Origin of the sequence: Streptomyces sp. MB09-01, assembly GCF_033794505.1 — a bacterium.
Classification (GTDB): Bacteria; Actinomycetota; Actinomycetes; order Streptomycetales; family Streptomycetaceae; genus Streptomyces.
In genome coordinates this window covers 1-8,895 of record NZ_JARAYQ010000302.1, presented here as the reverse complement: position 1 = coordinate 8,895, position 8,895 = coordinate 1, and the positions used below count along the sequence as shown (strand labels likewise).

At 73.8% G+C, this 8,895-nt stretch carries 9 protein-coding genes; 4 read left to right on the top strand and 5 right to left on the bottom strand.

Annotated elements, in window-relative coordinates:
• Positions 1–1,221 (top strand): D-alanyl-D-alanine carboxypeptidase family protein (locus tag PV721_RS37595; protein ID WP_319732466.1); only part of this gene is annotated, 1,221 nt, incomplete at its 5' end.
• 86 nt (positions 1,222–1,307) lie between these two features.
• Here PV721_RS37595 and PV721_RS37590 read toward each other — a convergent pair.
• Together PV721_RS37590 and PV721_RS37585 are read right to left on the bottom strand one after the other, a co-directional pair.
• The gene (locus PV721_RS37590; protein WP_319732464.1) at positions 1,308–2,114 is read right to left on the bottom strand and encodes a hypothetical protein; all 807 of its coding nucleotides are present in this window, start codon (positions 2,112–2,114) and stop codon (positions 1,308–1,310) included.
• Positions 2,114–3,391 carry a VWA domain-containing protein gene (locus PV721_RS37585; RefSeq protein ID WP_319732462.1) on the bottom strand — a complete coding sequence of 426 codons (1,278 nt, stop codon included), beginning with the start codon at positions 3,389–3,391 and terminating at the stop codon, positions 2,114–2,116. The genes PV721_RS37590 and PV721_RS37585 overlap by 1 nt, the downstream gene beginning before the upstream one ends.
• A gap of 172 nt (positions 3,392–3,563) precedes the next feature.
• On the opposite strand from PV721_RS37585, the gene PV721_RS37580 reads away from it, so the two are divergent.
• Positions 3,564–3,929 carry a DUF6204 family protein gene (locus PV721_RS37580; protein ID WP_319732460.1) on the top strand — a complete coding sequence of 122 codons (366 nt, stop codon included), beginning with the start codon at positions 3,564–3,566 and terminating at the stop codon, positions 3,927–3,929.
• A 69-nt stretch (positions 3,930–3,998) separates the two neighbouring features.
• Here PV721_RS37580 and PV721_RS37575 read toward each other — a convergent pair whose 3' ends face one another.
• Together PV721_RS37575 and PV721_RS37570 are read right to left on the bottom strand one after the other, a co-directional pair.
• Positions 3,999–5,639, bottom strand: a complete 1,641-nt coding sequence (locus PV721_RS37575) for an FAD-dependent monooxygenase (RefSeq protein ID WP_319732457.1) — start codon at positions 5,637–5,639, stop codon at positions 3,999–4,001.
• A 76-nt stretch (positions 5,640–5,715) separates the two neighbouring features.
• Positions 5,716–6,126 (bottom strand): organic hydroperoxide resistance protein, encoded by a 411-nt coding sequence (locus tag PV721_RS37570; RefSeq protein WP_030770995.1) that lies wholly within the window; start codon positions 6,124–6,126, stop codon positions 5,716–5,718.
• 127 nt (positions 6,127–6,253) lie between these two features.
• Between PV721_RS37570 and PV721_RS37565 the strand changes: the two genes are divergently transcribed.
• Positions 6,254–6,739 (top strand): MarR family winged helix-turn-helix transcriptional regulator, encoded by a 486-nt coding sequence (locus PV721_RS37565; protein WP_319732452.1) that lies wholly within the window; start codon positions 6,254–6,256, stop codon positions 6,737–6,739.
• Positions 6,740–6,810: 71 nt separating this feature from the next.
• The gene (locus PV721_RS37560; RefSeq protein WP_319732451.1) at positions 6,811–7,845 is read left to right on the top strand and encodes a PHP domain-containing protein; all 1,035 of its coding nucleotides are present in this window, start codon (positions 6,811–6,813) and stop codon (positions 7,843–7,845) included.
• 136 nt (positions 7,846–7,981) lie between these two features.
• Here PV721_RS37560 and PV721_RS37555 read toward each other — a convergent pair.
• A partial coding sequence (locus PV721_RS37555) for a UbiA family prenyltransferase (protein WP_319732449.1) occupies positions 7,982–8,895 on the bottom strand: 914 nt, incomplete at its 5' end.

Below are 8,895 nucleotides of genomic sequence, written 5' to 3'. Positions count from 1 at the left end.
GTCAAGGTGTGGACGCCCGTCCTGCTGGTCCTCGCGGGCGCCTACGTCGGCGCCCAGATGCTGCGCCCCCTGCCCACCCCGCAGATGGTCGCCACCGAAACCAGCCGCACCGTCGACGGGCAGTTCTCCATACCCTGGCCCGCCAAGGGCCAGGGAGCCGTCCGCGTCGCCGGCTCCGGAGACCTCGGCACCTTCGGCGAGCAGAAGCCCGTCCCGACGGCCAGCGTCGCCAAGGTGATGACGGCCTACGTGATCCTCAAAGGCCACCCGCTGCGCAGGACCGAGCCCGGTCCCGACATCACGGTCGACCAGAAGACCGTGGCGGACGGCACTTCCGCGCACGAGTCCCGGATCTCGGGACTGACCGCCGGCCAGAAGTTCAGCCAGCAGGACATGCTCAAGATGCTCATGATCCCCTCGGGCAACAACGTGGCCCGGCTGCTGGCCCGTTGGGACACCGGCAGCGACTCGGAGGCAGCGTTCGTCCAGAAGATGAACGCCGCCGCCCGGGAGCTCGGGATGAACAGCACCACGTATACGGACCCCAGCGGTCTGGACGCGGGCACCGTCAGCACCGCCACGGACCAGCTCAAGCTCGCCGAGGCCGTCATGAAGGACGAGACGTTCCGCACGATCGTCGCCCTGCCCAGCGCCACCATCAAGGGGCTGCCCCAGCAGCTCATCAACAACAACGTCCTGCTCACGGCGCAGGGCCTGAGCGTCCGGGGCATCAAGACCGGCTCGAGCACGCCCGCCGGCGGGGCCCTGATGTGGGCGGCGTACAAGACGGTCGGCGACGAGGAACCGCGGATCCTCGGCACGTTGATGGACCAGCGTGTGGACGGCCCGGACCCGGACGCCACGAACAGCCTGGCTCTGGTGCAGGCGAACAGCAAGAAGATCATCGAGGCGGTACGGGGGGCCCTGGCGTCGGCCCCCGTCATCCGCAAAGGCCAGCCGGTGGGGTACCTGGACGACGGGCTCGGCGGCCGTATGCCGCTCGTGGCCACCAAGGACGTGAACGTGATCGCCGTACCGGGCCAGCAGCTGAAGCTGTCGCTCGTCGCCAGTGCCTCGCCGCTGCCGCACACCGCGAAGGCCGGCGCCGAGGTCGCCGTACTGACCGTCGGTGAGGGCGACGGGGCCAAGAGCGTACCGGTGGCGGTCCAGAAGGACCTGGCCGAGCCCTCGTTCGGCACCCGTATGACCCGACTCGGCTAGAACGGCCGGTCAGGACGGAGGCGGTCGCGGCCCGATGGCCGCGACCGCCTCTGCCGTTCAACGTCCTTCAGACCTGCTCGAGCGGGTCAGGCACCGTGCGGCACCCGGGACGGACGGCCCGAGCCGCGCGTCAGGGAGTACCCGAAGATGCCCGCGGCGGCGGCGAGCACCCCGCCCATCGCGGTCCAGATCCAGCGGTCCGACCACCAGCCGCCGGACCAGCCGTCCTCCGGTTCGCGCAGGGAGGCGGTCACCGTGCCGGCGACCAGCGGCGTGGAGAGGGCGCCGTCCACCGCGTGGACGCCACCGGTCTCCTTCACGTCGGCCTCGACGGCCGTGCGCACCGGCAGACCCAGGTCCTCCTCCGGCAGGCCGACGACCGTCAGGCGGACGTAATAGCTGCCCGGCAGCGGGTCGTTGGCCCACGGCTCGGCGCCGGCCCGGACCGTCCGCAGGGTGCAGGACAGTTCGACGGAGGCGGCTTCCTTCGCCGCGGTCGCGCTCTGCGTGCCGTACGTGCACGCCTGCCGGCGGCGCAGTCCGTCGTACACGTCGAGCTGCCAGGTCGAGGCGCCGTGCCGGGTCGCCGATTCGGGCAGCGTGACCGCGGCCTTGACCGTGGCTCGCTGCTGCGCGTCGAGCGGCAGCACCCAGTAGAGGTAGTCGCCGGTGGACGCGCCGGCCGTGGCCTTCTGGCCCGGCCGGAACGCCGCGGCGGTACGGAAGCTGGTGCCCGCCTCGGTCGGGGCGGAGTCGGCCGAGCCCTTGGCCGGGGTGGCGGTGGGGCTCGCCGAGGGCGTGTCCGCGACCGCCGTGCCCACGGCCGTGCCCGCCACCGCGAGGGCGGCGGCGCCGGCGAGCAGGGCGGCGGTCAGCGTGCGTACGGTACGCATCAGTTGGTCCTCCAGACGGAGATGCGCCAGCGCGAGATCCAGCCCCACACCAGACCGGCCAGCAGTCCGGCGAGCGCCAGTGCGGCCAGCAGCCACCAGCCGCGGCCGAGGCCGAACGCGGCCACGTCGGAGGCCCCGTCGGGTCCGTCCACGAGGTCGATGGTCAGCTCGACGGGCATGCCCGGGGTGGTCTTGACGGATGCGGGAGCGGAGAAGGAGTTGCTGACCTGGATGCAGACGGTCTCCGCCGCGGGCTTCGCGTCACCGTCGGCGTCGTCGATCTCGGCCTTCGGGTACCGCAGGCCGGTCGAGAGGACGTCGGTGCGCCCGTCGCCCGCCTCCGAGCCGCGTACGATCTCGCGCCCGTGGAGGGTCGTGGCGCGCAGCAGCACTCCGTAGTCCTTGTTGACGGCCCGGTCGGCGCCGATGCTCACCGAGGCGCGCAGTTCCTGGCCCGGGAGGACGTCCACCCGGTACCAGCGGTGCTCGCCGAAGGTCTCGCGGTCGCTGTAGAGGCCGGCCTTCAGCTGCGGGGCGCCCTCGCACTGCTTGGCGCCCTCGGTGGCGACCGGGTTGACGACCGGGTCCGCGGCCCGGTCGACCAGTTGGCGCACTCTGCTGGAGAGTTCCGCCTTGTGCTGCACCGAGGTGTACGTACCGCCGGTGGCTTCGGCGATGCAGGTCAGCTGGGCCCGCGTCTTGGCGTCGGGCACCAGGCCGAGGGTGTCGATGACCAGGTGGATGCCCTTGGCGGCGATGTCGCGCGCCACTTCGCAGGGGTCGAGCGGGGCGCAGGTGTCCTCGCCGTCGGTGATGAGCACGATCCGCTTGGTGGCGTTGCCGCCCTCGAGGTCCTGGGCCGCGCCCTGGAGGGCCGGTCCGATCGGCGTCCAGCCGGTGGGGGCGAGGGTCGCCACGGCGGTCTTCGCCTCGGTCCGGTCGAGCGGGCCGACCGGGTAGAGCTGCTTGGTGTCCTTGCAGCCGAGCGCCCTGTCCTCGCCGGGGTAGGTCGCGCCCAGGGTCCGTATGCCGAGTTGCACCTCGGCGGGCACGGCGTCGATGACCTCGTTGAAGGCCTGTTTCGCCGCGGCCATCCGGGACTGGCCGTCGATGTCGGTCGCCCGCATGGAGCCGCTGACGTCCAGGACGAGATCGACCTTGGGGGGTTCCTTCGCCGTCGGTCCGTCGGCGGCGGTGGCGCTCGCCGGGAAGAGCCCGACGGCCAGGGCGGCGAGCAGGCCGCACGCCCCGGCCGCCAGCCGTTTTCTAGTGATCATCGCCGGATCGTATTGAGGATAGTCCGGCAATCCAAAACCGGGTCGCCGCCGCGGCTTCCAGGGTGTGCGCGGCCGTCCGCCGGGCGTCCCGGCGGCGGACCGGGCCGGCGCCGGGTGCGGACCGGCGGATATCCGGGTGCATGGGGCGCAGTGCCCGATCTACTCTGCCGGAATGAGCACCCGTACCTTCCGCATCACCATCCGCGGCTCGTTCGACGGTCTGACCGACGACCAGCGGGCCGAGCTGCTCGCGGCCGCGCCCGAGCACGACATGCTGCGCGCCGAGTTCACCGTCGAGGGGCACCTCACCTACGACCTCGCGGCCCGCCCCTTCTTCACCTTCCGGTTCCTCGAGTCGGGCGAGACCGAGGAGGACATCCTCGACGCGACGGCCCGAGCGGAGCTGGCGGCGGAGGCCTGGCTGACCGAGCGCGGGTACGGCTTCAAGCAGTTGAAGTCGCAGGCCCAGGACCTGTCGCAGGCTCCGCTGGGCAAGCGCGGGCGCCGCGAGGCGGCACGCGCCGACGGCCGGGCCTGACCTAGGCCCGCCGACCGCGGCACGCCGACCGCGGCACGCCGACCGCGGCACGCCGACGCGCCTCGCCGGTCAAGCCCCGCCGTTCGCGGCGAAGACGGCCCCGAGGTGGGCGGCCAGCGACTGCGGGGCGGGCGGGGTGAGGCGGGCGCCCAGGTAGCCGTCCGGGCGGATCACGAAGGCGGTCGGCCGGTCGGCCGCGTAGAGGCGGGCGAACTCGCCGCGGCTGTCGCGGTAGACCGGCAGCGGGGTCGCGCCGGCCTGGCCGTCGGGCGGGGCATCGGCGGGAAGCACCACGAAGACCTCCACCCGGCCGCCGGAGGACTCCTCTGCGGTCCGCGCGAGTTCCTCGAAGCCGGGCCCGGTCCCGTACAGCAGCAGGAGGTGATCGCGCTCCCGCAGGAGGTCGTACAGCCGCCGCGGGTAGGCGGCGATGGGTCCGGTGAGCCCGCCGCAGTCCGGCGCCCGGTCTCCCGGGCGGGGTCCGCGGCCCTCGCCGGGCGGGTCCACGACCGGGCTTCCCCGGTAGCCGACGAGGAGCTGGGCCTCGCGCAGCATCAGGGTCTGCGGGTCGTCCGGGTCGGCCTCGATTCCCTGGACGGCGTGCCGCACGGTGCGGCCGACGACTTCCTCGCCGACGGGCCGGCGCTCGGCGTCGTAGCTGGCGAGGAGGCCGGGGCGGGCCGCGTCCCGGACCGCGAGGGCGAGTTTCCAGGCCAGGTTCCAGGCGTCCTGGATACCGGTGTTCATGCCCTGGGCGCCGGTCGGCGGGTGGATGTGCGCCGCGTCCCCGGCGACGAAGACCCGGCCGTCCCCGTACCGGTCCACGATCCGGTGGCTGATGCGGAACACCGAGGACCAGCGGATGTCGGAGGCGGTGGTCGGCTGGGGTGCCAGCCGGTCCAGGACGGCCTGGATGTCCGCCAGTCCGGGGGCCCGGCTGCTCTGCAGGCCGTGGGCGACGTCGGAGGAGGCCTCGGCCTGCCGGACGGTGGAGAGTTCGGGCGGCACCAGCATGGACATCCGGTACCGGCCCGGGCCGGGCAGCGGGATGCACACCAGCACGTCGTCGACGGCGCCGTCGACGCCCCGGTGCATGGAGCGCACGCCGTACCCGTGCGGCACGTCCCAGTCGACGCGCACGTCGGCGAGCATGTACTCCTCGGGGAAGGCGCCGCCCTCGTAGCTGAGCCCGAGCCCCTTGCGGACGATGCTGTGCGCGCCGTCGCAGCCCACCAGGAACCGGGTCCGCACTTCTTCCTCGGCGCCCGAAGGGGTGTGCAGCCGGGAGGTCACTCCGTCGCCGTCCTGCCTGAACGACACCAGCTCGGTGCCGCGTTCGACCTCGGTCCCGAAGCGGCCCAGGAACTCGTCGATGATCCGCTCGGTCTCGTACTGCGGCAGCGCCGCGAATCCGTAGGGCACTTCGGGCGGCAGGACGAGGTCGAGGCGCGGCTGTTCGATGCCGTTGACGTACACGTACTGCCCGCGTATCGGGACGGCCGCCTCGAGGGCGGCGCGGACCAGCCCCATGCGGTCCCAGAGCTCCAGGGTGCGCGGCTGGATGCCCACGGCCTTCGCGAACGGCAGCCGGGCCGGCAGCCGGTCGACGATCCGGCAGGAGACCCCGCGCCTGCGGAGTTCGGCCGCGACGGTCAGCCCGACCGGTCCGGCGCCGGCGACCAGGACGTCCGTTGCATAGGTGCGCGCCACTGGCGCCTCCCGGCGTGCGGCCCCCCTGAGGGTCGTTGTCCCTCCATGGTCGCCGCGCGCCGGGTGTCCGGCATCTTTACTCGATCACGAGGTCGACGTCGATGTTGCCGCGGGTGGCCCGGGAGTAGGGGCAGACCTCGTGGGCCTGCTTCACGAGCAGGGCGCCCGTCTCGCCGGCCAGGGACTCGGGGAGCTCGACGCGCAGGGTGACGCCCAGGCCGAAGCCGGCGCCGTCCTTGCCGATGGAGACCTCCGCGGTGACCGAGACCTCGCTGGTGTCGGCCTTGGCCTGGCGGCCGACGAGGCCGAGCGCGCTGGCGAAGCAGGCGGCGTAGCCGGCCGCGAAGAGCTGCTCGGGGTTGGTGCCCTGCCCGTTGCCGCCGAGCGCCGGGGGCATGGCGAGGGCGAGGTCGATCTGGCCGTCGGAGCTGACGGTGCGGCCCTCGCGGCCGTTGGCGGTGGCGACAGCGGTGTAGAGCGCGTCCATGAGAGTTCCTCTCGCAGAAATGAACCGTGGCGGCGGCCGGTGGTGGCCGCGCTCCATCAGTAGAGCACGCAATTCAGTTGTGCGCAATTAAATGCCCTCCAAGCTCACCCCGGGTACACTTGCCGCCATGACCGAGCAGCCGACCGCGACCCACCCCGACCAGGACTTCCTGCGCCTGGACGGCCAGATCTGCTTCGCGCTGAACGCAGCGAGCCGCGCGTTCGGCGGCCTCTACCGCGTCGTGCTCAAGGACCTGGGGCTCACCTACCCCCAGTACCTGGTGATGCTGGTGCTCTGGGAGCACGGCGAGCTGCCGGTCAAGGAGATCGGGCAGCACCTCCGGCTGGATTCCGGCACGCTGTCCCCGCTGCTGAAGCGGCTGGAGACGGCCGGGCTGGTCCGCCGCGAGCGCAGCACCGAGGACGAGCGCTCCGTCCACGCCCACCTGACCGAGGAGGGCGCCGCGCTGCGCGTCCGCGCCGCGGAGGTGCCCCGGCGGATCGCGGCCGCGACCGGGTTCGAGCTCGCCGAGGTCCTCGACCTCCAGACCCGCCTGAACCGCCTCACGGCCGCGCTCGACGCGGCCGTGCCGCGGGAGGCAGGAGAGGCGTAGGCCCCTCCCGCGCCGGACACTGGTCCGGAAACGGGAAGCGGTGAGCGGGGGCGGAAGGCGGGTGGCACCCGATGGAACCGGTGGCGGCGCTGGACCGGATCGCCTTTCTCCTGGAGCGCGCACAGGCACCCACCTACCGGGTACGGGCCTTCCGCACGGCATCTGCGGCGCTCACGCGGATGGGCGGGCGGGAGGTGGCCGAGCGGGCCGCGGCGGGCACCCTGGAGGCCGTCAAGGGCATCGGACCCAAGACGGCCCAGGTCGTGCGGGAAGCCCTCGACGGGACGGTGCCGGCCTATCTGCAGACCCTGGAGGACGAGGCCGCCGCACTGCCCGAGGGGCCGCCGGCCGCCCCGGCCGCCGCCGCGCTGCGGGCGGCCCTCCGCGGGGACTGCCACATGCACTCGGACTGGTCGGACGGCGGCAGCCCGATCGAGGCGATGGGCCGGGCGGCGGCATCGCTGGGCCACGAGTGGGCCGTACTGACCGACCACTCGCCTCGGCTGACCGTCGCACGGGGGCTCTCCCCGGAGCGGCTGCGCGAGCAGCTGGCGGTGGTGGCCGAGCTCAACGACGCGTGGGCGCCCTTCCGGCTGCTCACCGGGATCGAATGCGACATCCTCGACGACGGGGCCCTGGACCAGGAGCCGGAGCTGCTGGAACGGCTCGACCTCGTCGTCGGCTCGGTGCACTCGAAACTGCGGATGGACGCTCCTTCGATGACCCGGCGGCTGCTGGCGGCCGTGCGCAATCCGCTGATGGACGTACTGGGCCACTGCACGGGGCGGCTGGTCACCGGCCGCACCCGGCCGGAGTCGCAGTTCGACGCCGAGGCCGTCTTCGCGGCCTGCGCGGAGTCCGGAACCGCCGTGGAGATCAACAGCCGGCCCGAGCGCCTGGACCCGCCGCGGCGGCTGCTGCGCCTGGCCGTGACGGCCGGCACCTTCTTCGCGATCGACACCGACGCACACGCGCCGGGCCAGCTGGACTGGCAGGTGATCGGCTGCGGACGAGCCGCGGAATGCGGCGTACCGGCGGGGCGGATCATCAACACCTGGACCGCGGACCAGCTCCTCGCCTGGACCGACACCCGACGCGCTCCATGAGGTGACCCCCCGCCCGCTCCGTCAGGGGCGCTTCCAGCGGCATGACCCGCCGTGCGCGCCCACTCCCCGCCCACGGCTGGCTCCATGGCCCCGTTCTCCCCTTCTCCCCTGGGTTTCCGCCGGAAGGGCGGCAGACTCAGGAGCGGAGCTCGGCCAGCAGCAGGACCACATCGGCCGCGGCCACCGCCATCGTGGTCAGGAACGGGAGCCTGCCGGCGGGCCGGCGGGCCGCGAGGAGCAGGGCCGCCGCCGTGGCGGCCAGCAGCCCCCAGCCGTACGCCGTCACCCGCCCGGGCGGTCCCGCGACCAGGGCCGAGGTCGAGCCGACGACGAGCAGCGCGGCCGTCGCGGCCGAGCGCCGTACGCCGAGCCGCTGGGGCAGCCCCACGACGCCGGTGGCCAGGTCGTCCTCGATGTCGGGCAGCACGTTGGCGAAGTGCGCGCCCGCCCCGAGCAGGGCCGCGGCGGCCGTCAGCCAGGGCGGTGGCCAGGGCGCGCCGGGCAGCCCGAGGGTGACGAAGGCGGGCAGCAGACCGAAGGCGAGGGCGTACGGGGCCCAGGAGGCGGCCGTGCGCTTCAGCCGGAGGTTGTAGCCCCAGGCGGCCGCGACGCCGAGGAGGTGCACGGCGCCGGCGAGCAGCCCGGCGGCCAGCGACAACGGAACGCAGAGCAGCAGCGCGACGGCTGCCGCCCTGGTGACGGCGGCGGCCGACACCGTACCGGCGACCAGGGGTTTGTCCCGTCGGCCGGTGGCCAGGTCACGGCGCAGGTCGGCCCGGTCGTTGCACCAGCCCACGGACAGCTGTCCGGCGGCCACCGCGCCCACGGTGGCCGCCGCCCCCGGCAGGCTGCGGCCCGCGGCGGCCGCCAGGGCGGCGCTGAAGAGGGTCACGGCGGTCGCGGGCAGCGGGTGGCATGCCGCGAACAGGCCGGTCACCGTGCTTCCGGAGCCGGCCGGGCGGCGGGTGTCGGTGGGGGCGGCCGGCTCCGTGAGGGCGGACGTCCCGGTGGGCGCGGCCGGCTCGGGGGGCGCGGACGTCTCGGTGGGGG